Source organism: Pseudomonas sp. GL-B-26 (genome assembly GCF_019947405.1).
In the GTDB taxonomy this organism is placed as follows: Bacteria; Pseudomonadota; Gammaproteobacteria; order Pseudomonadales; family Pseudomonadaceae; genus Aquipseudomonas.
In genome coordinates, this window is sequence record NZ_JAGYGJ010000054.1 from 17,346 (window position 1) to 38,454 (window position 21,109).

At 58.0% G+C, this 21,109-nt stretch carries 14 protein-coding genes; 6 read left to right on the forward strand and 8 right to left on the reverse strand.

Annotated features, from left to right (window positions below; all coding sequences use genetic code 11):
• The first annotated feature begins 72 nt into the window (after positions 1 to 72).
• Positions 73 to 4,767 (forward strand): deaminase domain-containing protein, encoded by a 4,695-nt coding sequence (locus KGB23_RS25950; protein ID WP_223433098.1) that lies wholly within the window; start codon positions 73 to 75, stop codon positions 4,765 to 4,767.
• 66 nt (positions 4,768 to 4,833) lie between these two features.
• On the opposite strand, the gene KGB23_RS25955 is transcribed toward KGB23_RS25950, so the two are convergent.
• The 5 genes from KGB23_RS25955 to KGB23_RS25975 form a co-directional block, all read right to left on the reverse strand.
• Positions 4,834 to 6,651 carry an ABC transporter ATP-binding protein gene (locus KGB23_RS25955; RefSeq protein ID WP_223433099.1) on the reverse strand — a complete coding sequence of 606 codons (1,818 nt, stop codon included), beginning with the start codon at positions 6,649 to 6,651 and terminating at the stop codon, positions 4,834 to 4,836.
• Positions 6,644 to 7,246, reverse strand: a complete 603-nt coding sequence (locus KGB23_RS25960; protein ID WP_223433112.1) for a DsbA family protein — start codon at positions 7,244 to 7,246, stop codon at positions 6,644 to 6,646. Before KGB23_RS25960 ends, KGB23_RS25955 begins: the two co-directional genes overlap by 8 nt.
• Before the next feature lie 39 nt (positions 7,247 to 7,285).
• Entirely contained in the window at positions 7,286 to 8,227 is a 942-nt protein-coding gene (locus KGB23_RS25965) for a rhodanese-related sulfurtransferase (protein WP_223433100.1), read from the reverse strand.
• A 102-nt stretch (positions 8,228 to 8,329) separates the two neighbouring features.
• Positions 8,330 to 8,629, reverse strand: a complete 300-nt coding sequence (locus KGB23_RS25970; RefSeq protein WP_008151216.1) for a BolA family protein — start codon at positions 8,627 to 8,629, stop codon at positions 8,330 to 8,332.
• A 12-nt stretch (positions 8,630 to 8,641) separates the two neighbouring features.
• Complete coding sequence (locus KGB23_RS25975) at positions 8,642 to 9,166, reverse strand: DUF2059 domain-containing protein (RefSeq protein ID WP_134419115.1); 525 nt, start codon at positions 9,164 to 9,166, stop codon at positions 8,642 to 8,644.
• Positions 9,167 to 9,358: 192 nt separating this feature from the next.
• Between KGB23_RS25975 and KGB23_RS25980 the strand changes: the two genes are divergently transcribed.
• Positions 9,359 to 10,753: a class II fumarate hydratase gene (locus KGB23_RS25980; protein WP_123368995.1), complete on the forward strand. Its 1,395-nt coding sequence runs from the start codon at positions 9,359 to 9,361 to the stop codon at positions 10,751 to 10,753.
• 122 nt (positions 10,754 to 10,875) lie between these two features.
• On the opposite strand, the gene KGB23_RS25985 is transcribed toward KGB23_RS25980, so the two are convergent.
• Positions 10,876 to 11,835, reverse strand: coding sequence for a DMT family transporter (locus KGB23_RS25985; protein ID WP_223433101.1), 960 nt, complete (start codon positions 11,833 to 11,835; stop codon positions 10,876 to 10,878).
• 211 nt (positions 11,836 to 12,046) lie between these two features.
• Here KGB23_RS25985 and KGB23_RS25990 point away from each other — a divergent pair, with 211 nt between their 5' ends.
• Positions 12,047 to 12,241, forward strand: coding sequence for a DUF6316 family protein (locus KGB23_RS25990; RefSeq protein WP_223433102.1), 195 nt, complete (start codon positions 12,047 to 12,049; stop codon positions 12,239 to 12,241).
• A 122-nt stretch (positions 12,242 to 12,363) separates the two neighbouring features.
• On the opposite strand, the gene KGB23_RS25995 is transcribed toward KGB23_RS25990, so the two are convergent.
• Both KGB23_RS25995 and pap read right to left on the reverse strand, forming a co-directional pair.
• Positions 12,364 to 13,548, reverse strand: coding sequence for a thiolase family protein (locus KGB23_RS25995; RefSeq protein WP_223433103.1), 1,185 nt, complete (start codon positions 13,546 to 13,548; stop codon positions 12,364 to 12,366).
• Between the two features lie 101 nt (positions 13,549 to 13,649).
• Positions 13,650 to 15,173, reverse strand: coding sequence for a polyphosphate:AMP phosphotransferase (pap, locus tag KGB23_RS26000; RefSeq protein ID WP_223433104.1), 1,524 nt, complete (start codon positions 15,171 to 15,173; stop codon positions 13,650 to 13,652).
• 272 nt (positions 15,174 to 15,445) lie between these two features.
• Between pap and mnmC the strand changes: the two genes are divergently transcribed.
• The 3 genes from mnmC (at position 15,446) to ngg (ending at position 21,074) form a co-directional block, all read left to right on the forward strand.
• Positions 15,446 to 17,428, forward strand: a complete 1,983-nt coding sequence (gene mnmC / locus KGB23_RS26005) for a bifunctional tRNA (5-methylaminomethyl-2-thiouridine)(34)-methyltransferase MnmD/FAD-dependent 5-carboxymethylaminomethyl-2-thiouridine(34) oxidoreductase MnmC (protein ID WP_223433105.1) — start codon at positions 15,446 to 15,448, stop codon at positions 17,426 to 17,428.
• Positions 17,429 to 17,552: 124 nt separating this feature from the next.
• Positions 17,553 to 19,325, forward strand: a complete 1,773-nt coding sequence (locus KGB23_RS26010) for an N-acetylglutaminylglutamine amidotransferase (RefSeq protein ID WP_223433106.1) — start codon at positions 17,553 to 17,555, stop codon at positions 19,323 to 19,325.
• A gap of 3 nt (positions 19,326 to 19,328) precedes the next feature.
• The gene (gene ngg / locus KGB23_RS26015; RefSeq protein ID WP_223433107.1) at positions 19,329 to 21,074 is read left to right on the forward strand and encodes an N-acetylglutaminylglutamine synthetase; all 1,746 of its coding nucleotides are present in this window, start codon (positions 19,329 to 19,331) and stop codon (positions 21,072 to 21,074) included.
• Positions 21,075 to 21,109: the final 35 nt, after the last annotated feature.

Here is a 21,109-nt window from a genome sequence, read left to right on the forward strand (position 1 = left end):
CCTTGTAATCGGTACCGATCCCCCTGCTGAACCGCAGGGAACCAACCGAAGCAAGACAAGAGAAGCCGCATCATGCAAACAACCCCTTCAAATGGCGCTTCAAACGCCCCAGGCACTTCATCCCCGACCACCGCTCAGGTCCATCAGGGTCAACTCCAGGACTATGAACTGTTGCGATCGGTTTTACGTGAGGAGGTGGGTTCACTATCTGGTTTTTCCCAAACGCTACTCAGGCCACGATCTTTTTCACCCTTGAATCATGAAAACGAATCTGGCCAGGAAGCGTTACAGCAGTTGCTTGTGGATCCCGACTACCGTGCACTGTGCAAAAAAAACAATGTCTCCCCGCACTATCTGATCGTCACCTTGAAAGAACGGGGCTTTGTTTATGAGACTTCAAATCGCGAAGGTGCAAACAAGATCGAACTGCCCCTGACAGGAAACGAAAACTGGCAAGCACTTCGAACCCGGATCGAAAAGGCTGCCACCTTGCTGGGCGGACAAATTCGCTATGACCGCCTGATCTCGGCACCCAGGATTGCCACGTTTTACGGGTTACACCCTTGGGATCCGGCCAACACCGCTGAACATCAAGCCGCCATCGATACCCTTGAAGAAAAGAACGCAACTTTTCAATTGGGGCTCGAGGACGATTTCAACATACTGGACCTCAAACCAATTCTTAAGAAAGAAGATCGACAGGTTTCTTTTCAAGGTGTCCTGACAACCGAATCCCGTGATGAATTGCAAGGGCAGTTCATTACAGGCGAAATCAAAAGAGTCATCCAATCATTTCTACCTGAAGGAGTTACATCCCCGCTGACCCATTTAGCCAACGACATTCTTGCGTCAGCCATGCCTGAAACGGTTGATGTCCAGCCAACAGTTTTTCTTCAAAAGATCCTGCAAAGTCCGGAAGCCGAAAAATTAGGAACCGTTTTGCTGACAACGATGGATTGGTACGGCGGAAAAGTGGGTGAAGAAACCTCGCCTCATGTACGCACCAAAGTGGTAGCCCAAGCGCTGCAAATCTGGTTCAAATCGCAAACTATTGAATACCCTGACAGGATCGCCGGTTACGACCTGAAATCCAATTTAAACTGGGGAAAAAGCTACAGAGATATATGGAGGGAATTTAAAGATCATTTATTCACATCAAGACGGGCCATCTCAAAAAAAGAAGCCACTGTCATGGCAAGGCTGTTCCTCCACGAGTTCCCCACCGAATTCCGCATCAGCGACATTCCGAAAGATCTGCCTTATAGAAGCTCCGTTGTTTGGGTCAACTTTGTGAGCGGCGTAAACTTCATAAATTTTACCGACTCCAAGGTGCTGTACAGAAAAACCTTCCAACAGCTGGTCAATACACCCTTGAAAATAAACGAGGGCGCGAAAAAAGAGCAACTGCGTGCTGTAGCTCTCGCGAGGCTACTGCCGACAGTGGAGTGGGCGACAACCCAGGGTTTAATTCCACAAAAACAACATGAAGAATATACACAGACCGAAATTGACTTAGCGATATTAGAACTGGACACATACACCAATGCTTTGAGCGACGCGCTCAGCAAACTCAATAAAGCGACGCCCGAACGCCTGTCCATTGCAAAATCCGTCATCGATCATGATTTCCCTAAAGTATCTGACAAAGATTCTGTAATCAATTCCTTCTGGAGTGATCATGAACTGGCGGAGCCCGCCCGATACCTTAACTGGATGAAAAGACACTCGACCATTGACGTCGTCGCGGACAATAATTTTGACGGCAAAAAAACATGGGCAGTTATCAAAAAAAATAGCAACGCCATCAGTTTTTATATTTGGTTAGATGAAGATAGAAAACTACGTACCGGAGACACTTCATCCAGCAAAAAATACAACACCATCTGCAATGTCAAAGAACTATTTGAACAACACTTCAAAGACCATATAATTTCGCAGACTGGCGCCTATAAAACACTAATAAAAAGCTTGCTGTCATCACTTACATTCTCTGACCGGCAGGCGCTGGAATTGGGAACGCTCAAGATATACACCCTGAGAAAGGAAACGTATAAAGTAGAGGCCAAGTACGAAACGCCTGAAAAAATATTACCGCTCCGCGCCCGTAATGGCCTGCTGTTGCTGACTACATACCAAGGTGTTACCAGCACATTTGAACTGCTGCCAAGAGCCGGAGTCATACGTCGCATCGGCAATCTAGACACGGAGCTATTTGGCGGTCTACTCAAGTCCGAGACCTGGCACATAGGCATGAACCCCTACCCCGTCGAAGTCTTGCGCCATAAGACATTAAACTTTGACTGGAAAGCTCACTCAACAGGCAGTAAACCGCTGGATGTAGCGCATTGCGAGGCCATCATCGAACAATTGGGCCATACGTTCATGCCCCCCGGCAGCACTATGGAGAGCGCCGACGGACTAGCCCTGACGATAAACTCAAAACGCAGCCAGGAAATCAGTCACTTCATCGCTACCGAACTGCTGTTCGTTGATCCGGAAGCGCTTCACCACGCTGCTTATGGTCAGACACAGTTTGACCGCGCCGCGGCCTCTCAGAAACGCTTCGAGAATTTCGCCAAGACTCTTGTACCGTTCTGGACGTCTATCGAAGACATAACCTCCGATGATACAGAACGTAAGGTGAACGGTGCATTCGGCCTGTCGATGGACCTGGCTTCATTTGGCCTGCCCATCGGCAAACTGGTCTCCGGCTCGATAAAACTGCTGGGCAATGCAAGCCGGCTGACAATACTCGCCAGGCTCACCGCATTTGCGTCACTGACTAAAGAGGTGTCGATTTTGACCCTGCAAGCATTGAATCCGGTTGACGGAGTCGGCTCGCTGCTCAAGGCACTGGGATCCCGAGGGGTAAAGCTGGGTAGATCCGGCATTTTCAAAATCAAAGCTATGGCGGGCAAGGCCGGCCACTACGAATTTGCTCAGAGCCTGCCACAAATCGGCGGTGCGGGCCGCTGGAGGCCTTTGTCGACCGGTGATCGACTAGCGTCAGTCAAAGGCTTGGAAGATGTACCTGTACGCAATACCGGTTCTGCTGTATCGCCAGCCTTCCATGCAGTCGATCCCGTTTCAGGCAAACCGTTCGGACCCAGTTTGCCCGCGCATGACATATCAATGGGCCCTTCGACATATCAGAAAATAGGCATTACAGATAATGAGGAGCTGTATGTAATTGCCGAAACAGCTCAAGTTAGAACGACATTAGAGGTTGATGGTAGAACAACTGTGTTCATCGACAACGTGCCATACCGAAATCATGAAAATGCTTTGTCGCGAGTCGACAGCCTCGATGCAAGCGAGAGTCTCAAAACTGTTCCTTGTCGTTCTCGCAGGGCCCCCGAAGGAGTCTGCAAAACCAGGTACGTCATCACCGACCATCCTGCTGAGCGCCCCACCGCAGGCACTTTTATGGATGTTGAGGATAGTTGGGCTCCATGGTTCGGGGACGGCAGATTCACCCCCTCTCAATCGACATCAACCCAATCCCGTCAACTACTGGCGTTTGAAGAGAAAATTTACGAGGTCATAGACGGTAAACTCATTACTTACAAGGGCATGCCTAAATGGATCGGTCTTACCAAAAAAAAGCCTATACCCAAGAAAACCATCAACGCCCGCCTCGAATTTCAGCAGGGAATCTATGGAGGATTGAAAGTGACCGGCAGCGCCGAAAAAATCGATGATGTACATGAAGTCGGCGCGCTCGTCGTTTATTCCAAGGACAAAAGCCATCGGTACGTATTCGCCAAGCTGCATATGGATGATTACTACATGGTCAAGCTTTCAGCCAGCGACAGCGTCCAAGGGTCGTTGCAAATGAGCAAGGTGTCCGAACAACAACTTTTGGAAGACACGGTCGAAAAAGAGTTACGACGCATATACATAGGATCCTTGAATGCGAACAACATGGTGTGTATTCATGGAAAAGACAAGGTTCATCAGGCGCTGGATAAACTTGATGAATACGCGGTAGACATTGGAGTAGCGGCGAACCCTATCGATGAATTGAAGTGGGTGAACGTGACAGCCTATTCCGCAACATCACTATTGTTTGATGGCCCAACAAGGGCAATGGCCGCCACACTTTCAGATGGCGCGAGTTTATGGGCCAAAAGTACTATGACATCCATCGAATTACAGCAAGACGTTGCGAATAGATTCGACACCCTTTTTTCAAGGGCTACAAGTGTGGCATCCAACAGCACGAAGATTGACAATGCGATGGAGGATCTACAAAAGCTCATTCAACCCAATCATCGGAAAAAGTTGCGTAATATCGCTTTTGCCGAAGTCAGAACCGCTACAGGAAAGAGTGAAGTTTACGTCAGCGTTTCTGGAACCAGGAACAATACCAGACACCTCCCCCTGTTCGCGGGCAATAAAAGTCAAGTTGAGTACGGTGACTCGGTCTATTTCAACGTCGACCAGTTGAGGAAGTCGACAACCCTTGACTCCTTAACACTATCGAGTGGTGAGGCGTTGCTATCGATCCCTCACCCAATTACCGATCCGACCCGACCCAACGTTATCAAGTGGGCAACATCCGTAGACAGCGAAAGTAAATTGATCGCTTACATCAGTGATAAATACCCAAACACTGGTGACATCAAATCGATCAACGTTGTCACTACCCTGCCGCCGTGCGACTCATGCTCAATCATTCTGAAAGGGTTCGGTTATGACCATGGGGTCGATGCGCTCAACGTGATATGGGGCAAGCGCCCTAATGGACGCCAAGCACAATCCTGACAACCTCAGCAACAAATCCTGCAGCATTGGCAGCTCTTCGAGCAACCCAAACTAAGTTCAACCCGCTCAATGCTGCTGCAAATGCCCATACAGCTTGGCGTACAAACCACCATCAGCAATCAACTGCTGATGGTCGCCATCCTCGGCAATTTGCCCGCCATCAAACACCAGCACCCGGTCGGCCTGCTTCACCGCGGACAACCGGTGCGCAATGATCAGCGTGGTGCGGTTGCTCAAGAACCGCGCCAACGCCTGGTGCAGGTTGTATTCGGTGGCGGCATCCAGCGCTGAGGTCGCTTCGTCGAGGATCACCACTTTTGGCTCGGCCAACACCATCCGTGCAATCGCCAAACGTTGACGCTGGCCGCCGGACAAGCGCACACCGGAACGTCCGACGATGCTGTCCAGGCCATTGGGCAACTCTCGAATCGTGGCGTGCAATTGCGCGATTTCCAGCGCTTGCCAGCAGGCTTCGTCACTGCGTTCGCGGCCCATGGTCAGGTTGGCGCGCACGGTGTCGTTGAACAGCGCCGGATGTTGCAGGACCACGGCGACATTTTCGCGCACGGTTTCCAGGCCGATCTCTTGCTGGGTCGAGCCGCCGAAGCGAATCGTCCCGGCGAGCGGCGTGTACAAACCCAGCAGCAACTGCACCAAGGTGCTTTTACCACCACCGCTGGCGCCGACAATCGCGACCTTTTCGCCGGGGGCGATCGACAGGTTCATCTGGTTCAACACCAGCTCGTCGCCGTAACCGAAACTCAATCCCTGGACTTCGATGCCCACGGTTTCGCGACCGTTGAACGGATCGACACCGCCCGGGTATTCAGGCTCATCGGCCCGGGCCAGCAACTCGTTTATCCGCGACAGCGCGCCGCTCGCCGCGTAATAGGCGTACTGCAGATTCAGCAGCTGTTCCACCGGACCGATCATGAACCACAGGTAGCTGAACACCGCCAGCATCTGGCCGATGGACAGGTCGGAAAACAGCACGGTGAGCATCGCCGCCGCACGGAAAATATCGATGCCAAACTGGAACAGCAAGCCGCTGGCACGGTTCGAGGCATCGGTTTTCCACTGCGAGTTCACCGCGTAATCGCGCACTTCCCGGGCGCGCTGCCCCAGGCGCCCTAGGAAAAAGCCCTGACGGTTGCCGGCACGCACTTCCTGAATGGAATCGAGGGTTTCGGTCAGCGCCTGGGTGAAGCGCGAGGTGCTGTCGTTCTCGAGTTTCTTCAGGTGCTTGACCCGTTTGCCCAACAGTACCGTGGCGTAGATCACCAGTGGGTTGAACAGCAGGATCAGCAACGCCAGCTTCCAGTGCATCCACATCAGGATGGAGGCGGTGCCGACCAGGGTCAGCATGGCCACAAGGAAACGACTGAGGGTTTCGCCGACGAATTTGTCTACGGTGTCCAGGTCGGTGACCAGATGCGTGGTGACCGTGCCGCTGCCCAGGCTTTCGTATTCGCCCAGGGAAATACGCTTGAGCCGTTCGATCAGCCGTGTGCGAATGCGATACACGATGTCTTTGGCCAGTGCCGCAAACAACTTTGCCTGAACCACGTTGAAGAACAAGGCGCCACAGCGTAGCAACAAGGTCACCAGCAGCATCAGGCCGATGTAGCCCGTCGCTTTTTGCCAGTCGTCTGGCAACGCGTGGTTCATGATCTTCAGCGCGGCGTCGCCGTGGCCCAGCAGTACTTCGTCCACCAGCAACGGCAGGAGCAAGGGAATCGGCACGCTACACAGGGTTGCCAACACCGCCACGCCGTTGGCGATCCACAGGGATTTCTTGTGATGCAGCGCCAGGCGACGGATTTCTGCCCAGCTCAGACGGTCGACACGTGAAACAGTTGGCTCGTCGTCGGGCAGATCATGCACAGGCAGCGCGCTCCAGCCAGCGGCCGAGCAACGGAGACAATGCGCTGAGCGGCTGATAGCCATTGGTCAACAGCGCCAATTGACCATTACGCTCCGCCAGCAAGGTAGGGAAACCGGCAATGCCCAGGTCCTGGACCCAGGTGAAATCGGCCGCCGTCGCGGCGTGCTGATCGGCACGGTCGAACGCGGCGGCGAACTCGATGCGCGGCAGACCGGCTTGCTCCGCCAGCTCCACCAGAACGCTGGCATGCGTGACATCGCGACCTTCGACATAAAACGCGTGCTGAATCAGCCCGAGCAGTTTCCACGCGCAATCCGGTGCCAGGCTGCGCGCGGTCACCAGCGCCCGACAGGCAGGTTCGGTGTCGTAGACAAACCCGTCGGGCAACGCGCCTTCCAGCTTGAACGGTTGGCCTGTCGCCTCGTTGACCGCCTGCCAATGCTCAAGGATATAGCGCCGGGTGGTCGGCTCCAGCGCGGAGCCGCTGCCGGTGCGCAAACCACCCACCACCAGGTGCACGTCCACGCCCGCTGCTTGCGCCTGCTCGACCAGCGCGTTGGCCACCGGCGCGAAGCCCCAGCACCAGGAACACATCGGGTCCATCACATAGAGCAGGCGTTGCGCAGACATGGTTCAAACCTCGGAAGGAGTTTGCTTGTAGTTGTAGCCGATCGGATGAGGCAGGTTGCGAGCCTTGGCCAGTTCGATCTGCTTTTGCCGGTCGATGGCACTGCGACGGGTCTTCTCGCTCAGCTTATCCCAGCAATGCGGGCAACTGATGCCGGCCACGTAGTGCTCGGATGTGCGGTCTTCGACGCTGATCGGTGTACGACAGGCATGACATTGATCGTAGTCGCCTTCGCTGAGGTCGTGGCGCACGGTCACACGGTTATCGAACACGAAGCAGTCGCCCTGCCATTTGGTTTCTTCCTGCGGCACCGCTTCGAGGTACTTCAGAATGCCGCCCTTGAGGTGATAGACCTCGTCGAAGCCCTGACTGAGCATATAGCTCGACGCCTTTTCACAACGAATGCCGCCGGTGCAGAACATCGCGACTTTCTTGTGCACGGCGGGGTCGAAGTTGGCTTTGATGTAGTCGGGGAATTCGCGAAAACTGGTGGTCTTCGGGTCGATGGCGCCTTCGAAGGTGCCGATCGAGACTTCGTAATCGTTGCGGGTGTCGATCAACAGCACTTCCGGATCGCTGATCAGCGCGTTCCAGTTTTCTGGATCGACGTAGGTGCCGACCTTTTTGTTCGGGTCCACGCCTTCGACGCCGAGGGTGACGATCTCTTTCTTGAGTTTGACTTTGGTGCGATAGAACGGTTGGTCGTCGCAATACGACTCTTTGTGGTCGATGTCGTCCATGCGCGGGTCGTTCTTGAGCCAGGCCATCAGCCCGTCAATGCCTTCGCGGCTGCCGGACACGGTACCGTTGATGCCTTCTTCGGCGATCAGCAGCGTGCCTTTGATGCCGTTGTCGACCATCGCTTGCAGCAATGGCTCCCGCAGGGCGACGTAATCTTCCAGAGTGACGAACTTATACAGTGCCGCCACGACAATCTGTTGTGTCATGGGTGATTCTCCAGGTGGCTACCCTCGTAAGGGGTGAACCGGATGCGAAAAAAAACGCGCCGGGTGAGCGGCGCGTTGCGGATTCTAGCAAAAAACCGATGCTTAATGCTTGCTGCCGCCAGCACAGGTCGGCGAGGCCGGAGCCGCGTCGATCTGTGCCCATTCCTCTGGCGTGTAGGTATGCAGCGCCAACGCATGGAACTCGCCCATCAGCTCGCCGAGCGTGCCGTAGACTTTCTGGTGACGCTTGACGCGGTTGAGCCCTTCGAACTGCTGGCTGACCACCACGGCCTTGAAGTGGGTCTGCAACCCACGGCTGTGCATGTGGCTTTCATCCAGCACTTGCAGATGCTGCGGCTGCAACAGGCCCAGCGTCGATTCGATGCGTTGTTGCATGGTCATACCGAACTCCGCTTAAGGCTTTTTCTTGGCTGGAGCGGCGGCGCCTTTAGGCTCCAGCTCGGCCGTCATGTCAGCCAGTAGTTTGTTGACAACAGGCACGGCGCTTTCCAGCTTGGCTTGAGTCATCTGGGCCGATTGCTGAGTCAGCTGCGGCATTTTTTCCAGGACTTTCTTGCCCAGTGGCGACTGGTAGAACGCGACCAGGTCTTTCAGCTCGGATTCGCTGAAGTTGGTGGTGTAGAGCTTGACCATGTCCGGCTTCAGCTTGTTCCAGCCAATGGCTTGGTCCAGCGCGGCGTTGGCTTTGGCCTGGTAGGTTTCCAGCAAGGCCTTTTTCGATTCAGGGGCTTTGGTCTGAGCAAAGCGCTGAGCGAACATTTGCTGCACTTGCATGTACACCGGAGTGCCCAATTTGTCAGCGTGCGCCAGAGTCAGGAAAGCTTCGGCACTGGCGTTGTGGCTGGCGGTATCGGCAAAAACAGGGCCGCTGGCGCAAACCAGTGCAACCGCGGTACAGATGGCACGAAGACGAGTCATCGAGTTTCCTTTTCTAGCAGGCGAGGTCATTACCCCAAGGGCGACCATTCTGCACCTAAAAAAGTGTGTCGCTCAACCCCAAGCCTTGTCGGGCCTGATTTAGAGGGGTTGAATGGTCAAAAACCAGACTGATGGAACCACGGCCGGCGATCACGGCCTAAACTGCGCTATCGACCTACAGGAGTGTGCATGATGAGCCGTATCGAAACCGACAGCCTTGGCCAGGTGGAAGTCCCGGATGAAGCCTACTGGGGCGCTCAGACGCAACGCTCGCTGATCAACTTCGCCATCGGCAACGAAAAAATGCCGCTGGCCGTGCTGCATGCCCTGGCGCTGATCAAGAAAGCCGCGGCGCGGGTCAATGACCGCAACGGTGACCTGCCCGCCGACATCGCCCGGCTGATCGAACAGGCCGCCGACGAAGTGCTCGATGGCAGCCACGACGACCAGTTCCCGCTGGTGGTCTGGCAGACCGGCAGCGGCACCCAGAGCAACATGAACGTCAACGAAGTGATCGCCGGTCGCGCCAACGAACTGGCCGGTAATGCTCGCGGCGGCAAGTCGCCGGTTCACCCCAACGATCACGTCAACCGCTCCCAGAGTTCCAACGACTGTTTCCCGACCGCCATGCACATCGCGGCAGCCCAGGCCGTGCAACAGCAACTGCTGCCGGCGATCAACGAACTGTCGGGCGGATTGGCCGAGCTGTCCGCGCGGCACATGAAACTGGTCAAGACCGGCCGCACCCACATGATGGACGCGACGCCGATTACCTTCGGTCAGGAACTGTCCGCATTTATCGCGCAACTGGATTACGCCGAGCGGGCGATCCGCAGCGCGCTGCCGGCCGTCTGTGAACTGGCCCAGGGCGGCACTGCGGTCGGCACCGGGCTGAACTCGCCCCACGGTTTTGGCGAAGCCATCGCTGCCGAGCTGGCCGCCCTCTCCGGCCTGCCGTTCGTCACCGCACCCAACAAATTCGCCGCCCTGGCTGGCCATGAGCCGCTGACCACGCTGTCCGGCGCGCTGAAAACCCTCGCCGTGACCCTGATGAAAATCGCCAACGACCTGCGCCTGCTGGGCTCCGGGCCGCGAGCAGGCTTCGCCGAAGTCAAACTGCCGGCCAACGAGCCGGGCAGCTCGATCATGCCGGGCAAGGTCAATCCGACTCAGTGCGAAGCGCTATCGATGCTGGCGTGTCAGGTCTTGGGCAACGACGTCGCCATCGGGTTTGCCGCGAGTCAGGGCCATTTGCAATTGAACGTGTTCAAACCGGTGATCATCCACAACCTGCTGCAATCGATCCGCCTGCTGGGCGATGGCTGCAGCAACTTCCAGCAGCATTGCATCGCCGGCCTGGAACCGGATGCAGAGAAAATGGCTGAGCATCTGGAGCGTGGGTTGATGTTGGTGACAGCGCTGAATCCGCACATCGGTTACGACAAATCGGCGGAGATTGCCAAGAAGGCTTATGCCGAAGGGCTGACCTTGCGTGAGGCGGCGTTGCAATTGGGGTATCTGACGGATGAAGAGTTTGATGCGTGGGTAAGGCCGGAGAATATGCTGGAGGCCGGTGCCAAGGGCTGAGTTTTGTAGCGCCTGACACTCCGTCTTCGCGAGCAAGCCCGCTCCCACAGGGGACCGCATTCTTCTGATAGAACTCGGTTAAATGTGGGAGCGGGCTTGCTCGCGAAGAACGATGACGCGGTCTAACCTGCCGCCATCCGCACCTTTCGGGCCCTGAGCCCGGCAATCAGCGACGGCCCCAACGCCACCAGCGCCGACCCCAGCACCACCAGCACCGCCCCGCCATACCCCAGACCATTGATCGTCTCGGCATGCACATACTCCGGCCACAACCACGCAGCCACGGCCACCGCAGCGAACGTCACCAACGGCGTAATCGCCAGCGTCGCACTGACCCGCGACGCCTCCCAATGCGCCAAAGCCTCAGCAAACGCGCCATAGGCGATCAGGGTGTTCATGCAGCACGCCAGCAGGAGCCAGCCTTGCAGCGGACTCAGTTGCAGCGCTTCCAGCGGATGCACCCACGGCGTCAGCAACAGCGCGCAGAACAGGTAGATCACCATCATCACCTGCAGCGAATTCCACACCGTGAGCAATTGCTTCTGGCCCAAGGCGTAGAACGTCCAGACCGTGGACGCCAACAGCACCAACAGCACGCCGGTGGTGTACTCGGTCAGCGAGGTCAGCAACTCGGCCAGCCGCTGATTGAAAAACAGGGCAAAGCCGATCAACAGCACCAGCAGGCCGATCCCCTGCCCCACGCTGAACCGTTCCTTGAACACAAACAGACTGGCGATCAGCAACATGATCGGGCCCATCTGCACCACCAGTTGCGCGGTGCCGGGGCTAAGCAGGTTCAGGCCCATCAGGTACAGTACGTAGTTGCCCACCAGACCGAGCACCGCCATCAACACCAACCAGCCACCACGCGGCCCGAGTACCTTGCGGCTCGGCAGGCGTTTGGTCGCCGCCAGATAAATGAACAGGCACCCGCCGGATACGATCAGGCGAAACCAGGTCACTGTCACCGGGTCCATCACCAGCAGCACTTGCTTGAGTTTGATCGGCAGGATTCCCCACAGCAGCGCGGTCACCAAGGCCAGGAACAGACCGTAAACCCAGCGACCCGATGAAATGTGCATTGCGAACCCCGAAGCCAAGTGGCGAGAACGGTCATTCTAGGCTTAGAGCCGTTCGGCACACAGGGACAGTTGGGCGCTGGCCGCGAATGAAACTGTGCAGGTCGCACCATTAAATTGGCGCTCTGCCGTCGATCGGTTGGCCAGGCGTTGCAAGTGGTTCATGCATAAGCTCATGGGATTCGCCAACAGGAACATTCCTCAGGAGATCGCCATGTACGGCAAACGCGCCCAGGACAATGCCCCCGCCACTCACTTTCGCTGTGACCGGATGTGTCGTGTGAATGGGGAATTGTATTTCAGCACCCGGGAAAACACCCTGGAGGGACCGTTTGAAAACCCGGAGAAATTGGCGCGGGAGGTACAGGCTTACATCGAGCGGATGCTGCTTTTGCGGATGAATCTGTAGACCGTGGCGCCTGCATCGCGAGCAGGCTCGCTCCCACAGGGATCTAGTGTGTGGCATAGATCCAATGTGGGAGCGGGCTTGCTCGCGAAGGCGGTTAATCAGCCAATACAAATCTTCCGGATTTAACGCACCGCTTCAAACAGCCCGGTCGCGCCCATCCCGCCACCCACACACATGGTGACGATGCCGTAACGCACGTTGCGGCGCTGCAATTCACGCACGAGATGCCCGACCTGACGCGAGCCGGTCATGCCGAACGGATGGCCGATGGAAATCGAGCCGCCATTGACGTTGTACTTGTCGTTATCGATCTCCAGCCGAATGCGGCTGTACAAACATTGCGAGGCGAACGCTTCGTTGAGTTCCCACAGATCAATGTCGGAAATCCGCAAACCCTTGGCCTTGAGTAATTTCGGCACCGAGAACACCGGGCCGATGCCCATTTCATCAGGCTCGCAGCCGGCCACGGTGAAACCACGGAAGAACGCCTTGGGCTTCAACCCCAGTTCCAGTGCTTTTTCCAGACTCATCACCAGCGTCATCGACGCGCCATCGGACAGCTGCGAAGAGTTGCCCGCCGTCACCGAACCGTCTTCGGCAAACACCGGTTTCAATCCCGCCAGGCTTTCCAGAGTGGTGCCCGGGCGATTGCAGTCATCGTGATCGACGATGCCGTCAAGGATCTGCACCTCACCGGTAGCCTTGTCTTCGACCCGATACTTCACCGCCATTGGTACGATTTCATCGTCAAACAATCTATCGGCCTGAGCCTGAGCGGTACGTTGCTGACTTTGCAGCGCGTACAGATCCTGTTCTTCGCGCCTGACGTCGTAACGACGAGCGACGATTTCGGCCGTCTGGCCCATCGGGAAATAGATGCCGGGCACCTGCTCTTTCAGCAGCGGGTTGATCAGGTTGTCGGTGTTGATGCTTTTCATGGTCAGGCTGATGGACTCGACGCCACCGGCGACGATGATGTCGCTGCAACCCGAGGCGATCTGGTTGGCGGCGATGGCAATCGCTTGCAAGCCCGACGAGCAAAAACGGTTGAGGGTCATGCCGGCAGTGCCGGTGCCCAGGCGCGACAGCACCGCGATGTTGCGACCGATGTTGAAGCCTTGGCCACCTTCGTTGGAACCGGCACCGACGATGCAGTCCTCGACGCTGGCCGGATCGATGCCCGAGCGCGCCAGCAGCGCATTGACGCAATGGGCCGCCATGTCGTCCGGACGGGTCAGGTTGAACTTGCCGCGAAAGGATTTGGCCAGGCCGGTCCGCACGCTGTCGACGATCACCACTTCACGCATGGCATACCTCATTGTTGTTGTCGGTTGAGAGTGGACCGAGCATAAGTCCACTGCATTACCGACCGCGACAATCATTCACCCCGCGTATGCGTAACCATCGCTCACTTCTTGTGCTGTTTCAATTTCCTGTTGTGCTTGTCGGACTTTTCGAACGCCTCTTCCAGCGCCAGATTGATGGTGCGCAGGACTTTGACCCGCGCCCAGCGCTTGTCATTGGCTTCCACCAGCGTCCAGGGCGATATCTCGGTGCTGGTGCGATCAACCATGTCACCGACCGCCGCGCGGTAGTCGTCCCATTTATCACGATTGCGCCAGTCGTCTTCGGTGATCTTGAAACGCTTGAAGGGAATTTCCTCCCGTGCCTGGAAACGCTCCAGTTGCGTCTGCTTGTCGATGGCCAGCCAGAACTTGACCACGATCACCCCGGCCTCGGCGATCAGCTCTTCAAAATCATTGATTTCACTGTAGGCCCGCAACCAGTCCGCCGGTGGGCAGAAGCCTTCGACGCGCTCCACCAGCACCCGCCCGTACCAAGAACGATCGAACACCGTGAACTTGCCCTTGGCCGGGATGTGCCGCCAGAACCGCCACAGATAAGGCTGCGCCCGTTCCTCTTCGGTGGGTGCGGCAATCGGCACGATGCTGTACTGGCGTGGATCGAGGGCCGCCGCGACCCGGCGGATCGCCCCGCCCTTGCCTGCCGCATCATTGCCTTCGAACACCGCCACCAAGGCGTGCCGACGCATGCGTTTGTCGCGCATCAGGCCGGAGAATCGCGCCTGCTCGGTGATCAATTGTTCTTCGTAATCGTCCTTGTCCAGGCGCTGGGTCAAATCCAGGCTATCGAGCAGGTTCATCTGATCGACATGGATGGGCAATGGCGCGGCATTGACCTTGGAAGGATGGACCTTGTGTCGTTTCAGGGCACTTTGCAGGCCTTCGAGCAGAATCTTGCCCACCGCCAGGCTGCGGTAATGAGGGTCCACCCCTTCGATCACATGCCAAGGCGCATAGTCGCGGCTGGTACGGCGCAACACGCGTTCGCCGTATTTCACGAATTTGTCGTAGGTTTGCGATTGTTGCCAGTCCAGCGGACTGATGCGCCAGCTGTGCAGCGGGTCATCCGCCAGGGCCTTGAGCCGCGCCTTCATTTGCTTCTTGGAGAGGTGGAACCAGAACTTGAAGATCAGCGCGCCTTCATCGCAGAGCATTTTTTCAAAGCGCTCGGACTGGTTGATCACCTGATCCAGCACCGGGTCCTTGAACAAGCCATGAACCCGGCCTTGCAGCATCTGGCTGTACCAGTTGCCGAAGAAAATCCCCATGCGGCCCTTGGCCGGAAGCATCCGCCAATAGCGCCAGGCCGGTGGCCGCGCCAGCTCTTCGTCGGTCTGCTGATCGAACGTGCGGACCTCGATCAGGCGCGGGTCCATCCATTCGTTCAGCAACTTGACCGTCTCGCCCTTGCCGGCGCCTTCGATGCCATTGATCAGAATGATCACCGGAAAACGGCTTTGCTGGTGAAGTTCGAACTGCGCTTCGAGCAAGGCTTCACGCAGGGCCGGTTCTTCGGCGTCGTAGGTTTCTTTGTCGATGGCGTGACCGATTTCGGCGGATTCGAACATGGGACGGCTCCTTCCAGGATTGAGCAAGACTAGCGGATTGGGCCGATAGTCAGCAGAGAAAATTCTCTGTGGTTTGGGCTTTTGTGGCGAGGGGCTTGTCGGAACGCCGCATCGCCCCGTTGGGTCGCGAAGCGGCCCTGAGGCCAAACGACTCAGTCTGCCTGGTAAACCGAGTTTGCTGATTTCACGACTGCTACGCAGCCGAACGGGGGCAAGCCCCCTCGCCACAGGCGATCAGCTAGAATGGCCGCCTTGCCGTTGCCGAGCCTGCCATGAAACCTGTATTGCCCCACGCCCAGCTCGACTGGGATGACCAAGGGCTCCCGCGTTCGCGGGTGTTCGATGATGTGTATTTTTCCGATCTGTCGGGGCTGGACGAAACCCGCTACGTATTCCTCGAACAGAACGCTTTGCGTGAACGCTTTGCCGCGTTGCCGGCCAGCGGTCGACTGGTGATTGGCGAGACCGGTTTCGGCACCGGGCTGAATTTCCTTTGCGCCTGGCAGCTGTTCGAACAGCACGCGGTGGCCGGAGCGCGGCTGCATTTTGTCAGTGTCGAAAAGTACCCGCTGAGCCTGCCCGATCTGCAGCGTGCCTTGGCCTTGTGGCCGGAGCTCAAACCGTTTGCCGATCAACTGCTGACGCAATACATCGCAATCCACCCAGGCTTCCAGCGCCTGGTGCTGGACAACGGCCGCGTAACCCTGACCCTGCTGATCGGGGATGCGCTGGAACAATTGCCACAACTGGACGCGCAGATCGACGCCTGGTTTCTCGACGGTTTTGCCCCGGCGAAAAACCCCGACATGTGGACCGCCGAGCTGTTCGCCGAACTGGCACGCCTGGCTGCCCCCGGCTCGACCATCAGTACGTTTACCAGCACCGGCTGGGTGCGTCGCCTGCTGAACGCGGCGGGCTTCAAGATGAAGCGCACGCCCGGCATTGGCCACAAATGGGAGATCCTGCGGGGCGTGTTTCTCGGCTGGCCTGAGGAAGTTCCGGTGCCCGCCGTGGCTAAACCATGGTTCGCGCGCCCGACGCCACTGAACGGCGAGCGTCGCGCGATGGTGATCGGCGCCGGCCTGGCCGGTTGCGCCAGCGCCGCCAGTCTCGCGGCGCGGGGCTGGCACGTCAGTCTGCTGGAGCGTCACGACGCGCTGGCGCAGGAAGCCTCGGGCAATCCTCAGGGCGTTTTGTATCTCAAGCTTTCGGCCCATGGCACCGCGTTGTCGCAGCTGATCGTCAGTGGTTTCGGTCACACCCGACGCTTGCTCGAACATCTGCAACGGGGCGTCGACTGGGACGATTGCGGGGTCTTGCAACTGGCCTTCAACGCCAAGGAAGCCGAGCGTCAGGCGCAATTGGCCGCGGCCTTTTCGCCTGACCTGGTGCACTTGCTCGATCAACCGCAAGCCCAGGCTCAGGCCGGGATTGCCCTGGAACACGGCGGATTATTCTTCCCGGAAGGTGGCTGGGTTCATCCGCCGGCGTTGTGCCATTGGCAGGCATCTTCGGCGAACATCCAGTGGCTGCCCCATCGCGATGTACTGGAACTGCGCAAGGTTGATGATCAATGGCAGGCCTGGGACGGTGATGCTTTGCTGGCCAGTGCCCCCGTGGTGATCCTGGCCGGCGCCGCCGAGATCAAGCGTTTCCCACACAGCGCCGAGCTGCCCCTCAAACGCATTCGTGGCCAGATCACCCGACTGGCGCAAACTCCTGAAAGCCAGAGCCTGGCCACCGTCGTCTGCGCCGAAGGCTATGTGGCGCCGGCACGACTGGGCGAACACACCCTCGGCGCCAGCTTCGACTTCAAGAGCGATGACCTGGCCCCGACCCTCACCGAACACCTCGGCAACCTGGCCTTGCTCGAGGAAATCTCCCCCGACCTGGCCACGCGACTGCATGCTCAGGAACTGGACCCGCAGCAGCTCGAAGGGCGCGCTGCATTCCGCTGCACCAGCCCGGACTACCTGCCGATCGTTGGCCCGTTAGCCGAGCAAGTGGCCTTCGCCGATGCCTACACCGTACTGAGCAAGGACGCCCGGCAAGTGCCGGACATTCCCTGCCCCTGGCTTGAGGGTTTTTACGTCAACAGCGGCCACGGTTCTCGCGGTCTGATCACTGCGCCACTGTCGGGTGAATTGCTCGCGGCATGGATCGAAAACGAACCGCTGCCCCTGCCCAGAACGGTCGCCGAAGCCTGCCATCCCAACCGTTTTGCCGTGCGCCAGTTGATCCGCGGAAAAGTCTGACGACGCGCCTTATAACTTATCGGTCTAAAACTCCGGGGATTCAGCCGGGTCAGTTTCTGAGTACCCGCCATTTTTGGCGCGGTATCGATTGACCCTCCCCAACGGAAAAACCGGTAAGGAATTTATGTGCGGATTAGCTGGCGAGTTACGTTTTGATCATCAACCTGCAGACCTTGCAGCCATTGAGCGAATCACCCACCACCTGGCCCCTCGCGGCCCTGATGCATGGGGCTTTCATGCCCAAGGGCCGATTGCCCTGGGCCATCGTCGCCTGAAAATCATGGACCTGTCGGACGGCTCGGCGCAGCCGATGATCGACAACCCACTGGGCTTGTCCCTCGCCTTTAACGGCGCGATCTACAACTTCCCGGAACTGCGCACCGAGCTTGAAAGCCTCGGTTATGCCTTCTATTCCGGTGGTGACACCGAAGTGCTGCTCAAGGGCTATCACGCCTGGGGCGAAGCCTTGCTGCCCAAGCTCAACGGCATGTTCGCCTTCGCCATTTGGGAGCGTGACGCCCAACGCCTGTTCATCGCCCGCGACCGTCTCGGCGTGAAGCCGCTGTACCTGTCGCGCACCGGCCAGCGCCTGCGCTTTGCCTCGGCGCTGCCGGCGTTGCTCAAGGGCGGCGACATCAACCCGATCCTCGATCCGGTGGCGCTCAATCATTATCTGAATTTCCACGCCGTGGTCCCGGCGCCGCGCACCTTGCTGGCCGGCATCGAGAAACTGCCACCGGCGACCTGGATGCGCATCGAAGCGGATGGCACCACCGAGCAGAAAACCTGGTGGACCCTGCCCTACGGCCCACACGCCGACGAGATGAATCTGACACTCGAAGACTGGCGTGACCGTGTGCTCGACAGCACCCGTGATGCGGTGGCAATCCGTCAGCGTGCGGCGGTCGACGTCGGTGTGCTGCTTTCGGGCGGTGTCGATTCGAGCCTGCTGGTCGGTCTGTTGCGTGAAGTCGGTGTTGAAAACCTGTCGACCTTCTCCATCGGTTTCCAGGATGCCGGCGGCGAGCGCGGCGACGAGTTCCAGTATTCGGACCTGATCGTCAAGCACTACGGGACCCAGCATCACCAATTGCGCATCGACGAAAAAGAGATCATCGAGCAACTGCCCGCTGCGTTCCGCGCCATGAGCGAGCCGATGGTCAGCCATGACTGTATCGCCTTCTATCTGCTGTCCCGGGAAGTGGCCAAGCATTGCAAAGTGGTGCAGAGCGGCCAAGGTGCCGACGAGTTGTTCGCCGGTTATCACTGGTATCCACAAGTCGACGGTGCCGAAGATCCGTACGCCGCCTATCGCGATGCGTTCTTCGACCGCAGCTACGACGACTACGCCGCCACCGTGCAGCCGAAATGGCTGACGGCTAATGACGCTGCTGGTGACTTCGTGAAGGAACATTTCGCACAGCCCGGCGCCGATGCAGCGGTGGACAAAGCCCTGCGCCTGGACAGCACGATCATGCTGGTGGACGACCCGGTCAAACGCGTCGACAACATGACCATGGCCTGGGGCCTGGAAGCGCGTACACCGTTTCTCGACTATCGCCTGGTGGAATTGTCGGCCCGCGTGCCGGGCAAATTCAAACTGCCGGATGGCGGCAAGCAAGTCTTGAAAGAAGCCGCGCGCCTGGTGATTCCGAGTGAAGTGATCGATCGCAAGAAAGGCTACTTCCCGGTCCCTGGCCTGAAGCATTTGCAGGGCGATACGCTGAACTGGGTGCGCGAACTGCTGCTAGATCCGAGTCAGGATCGTGGCCTGTTCAACCCGGCCATGCTCGACCGTCTGCTGACTGATCCGCAAGGTCAATTGACCCCGTTGCGCGGCTCCAAGCTGTGGCAATTGGCGGCCCTGAACCTGTGGCTCAGTGAACAAGGAATCTGATCGATGAAACCCCACGCCACGGCCTACAGCCAACGCTTGTTGCGCGGTCAGGCGCCCTCATACGAACGCTTGCAGGCACGCCTGGCCGAAGACGGCAGTGAACTCGGCACCGCACCGATCGCCGTGCATTGCGGTTGGGGCCGGTTGCTGATCGGCCACACCTTCCCGGATGCGGCGAGCCTGGCCCAAGAGCTGCTCAACGAGCATACCGGTGAGCGCGACATCGCCTTGTACGTGGCTGCGCCTCAGCAAGTGCTGGGGCTGGAGCCGGCACAACTGTTTCTCGACCCGTCCGACACCTTGCGCCTGTGGTTCAGCGACTACCGCCAGTCCACTCGGGTGTTTCGCGGCTTTCGCATCCGCAGGGTCCAGAGCGATGCAGACTGGCAGGCGATCAATCAGCTGTATCAGTTGCGCGGCATGCTGCCGATCGACTCGAGTCTGCTGACTCCGCGCCATCAGGGCGGCCCGGTGTATTGGCTGGCCGAAGATGAGGACAGCGGCGCAATCATCGGCAGCGTCATGGGCCTCAATCACCACAAGGCGTTCAACGATCCAGAAAATGGCAGCAGCCTGTGGTGCCTGGCGGTCGATCCGCAATGTTCGCGACCGGGTGTCGGTGAAGTGCTGGTGCGGCATTTGATCGAGCACTTCATGAGCCGTGGGCTGAGTTACCTGGACCTGTCCGTGCTGCACGACAACCGGCAGGCGAAAAGTCTTTACGCCAAGCTCGGGTTTCGCAACCTGTCGACCTTCGCGATCAAACGCAAAAACTGCATCAATCAGCCGCTGTTTCTTGGTCCAGGTCCCGAAGCCGAATTCAATCCTTATGCACGGATCATCGTTGAGGAAGCTCACCGTCGCGGCATCGAAGTGCAAGTCGATGACGCCGATGCCGGCCTGTTCACCTTGATCCATGGCAGTCGCCGCGTACGTTGCCGTGAATCCCTCAGCGATCTGACCAGCGCCATCAGCATGACGTTGTGCCAGGACAAAAGCCTGACGCACAAAGTACTCAAGGCCGCCGGCCTGAACCTGCCAGCGCAGCAACTGGCCGGCAACGCCGATGACAATCTGGCGTTTCTTGATGAGCACGAACGGGTGGTGGTCAAACCGCTGGATGGCGAACAGGGCCAAGGCGTCGCGGTGGATTTACAGACCATCGAAGAGGTCCAGCAAGCCATCGAGTCTGCTCGCCAGTTCGACAGTCGCGTGCTGCTGGAGAGTTTCCACGAAGGACTCGATTTGCGAATTGTGGTGATCGGTTTTGAGGTGGTCGCCGCGGCGATTCGTCGTCCGGCTGAAGTGGTGGGCGATGGTCAGCATTCCATTGGTGCGCTGATTGAAGCCCAGAGCCGGCGTCGTCAGGCGGCGACCAGCGGTGAAAGCAAAATCCCTATGGATCATGAGACCGAGCGCACCTTGCACGCAGCGGGTTATGACTACAGCAGCATTCTGCCGGCCGGTGAGCATCTGTTCGTACGGCGTACGGCGAATCTTCATACCGGCGGGATTCTTGAGGATGTGACGGCGATCCTGCATCCGACCTTGGTGGATGCGGCGGTGCGGGCGGCGCGGGCGCTGGACATTCCGATGGTCGGGCTCGACCTGATGGTGCCCGCTGCCGATCAACCGGAGTATGTGTTTATCGAAGCCAATGAACGTGCCGGACTGGCCAACCATGAACCGCAGCCGACGGCCGAGCGGTTTGTGGATTTGTTGTTTCCGCACAGTCAGCCGGCGGCCTGACAGGCACCACAGATTCTTTCCCTTCATCGAAACCA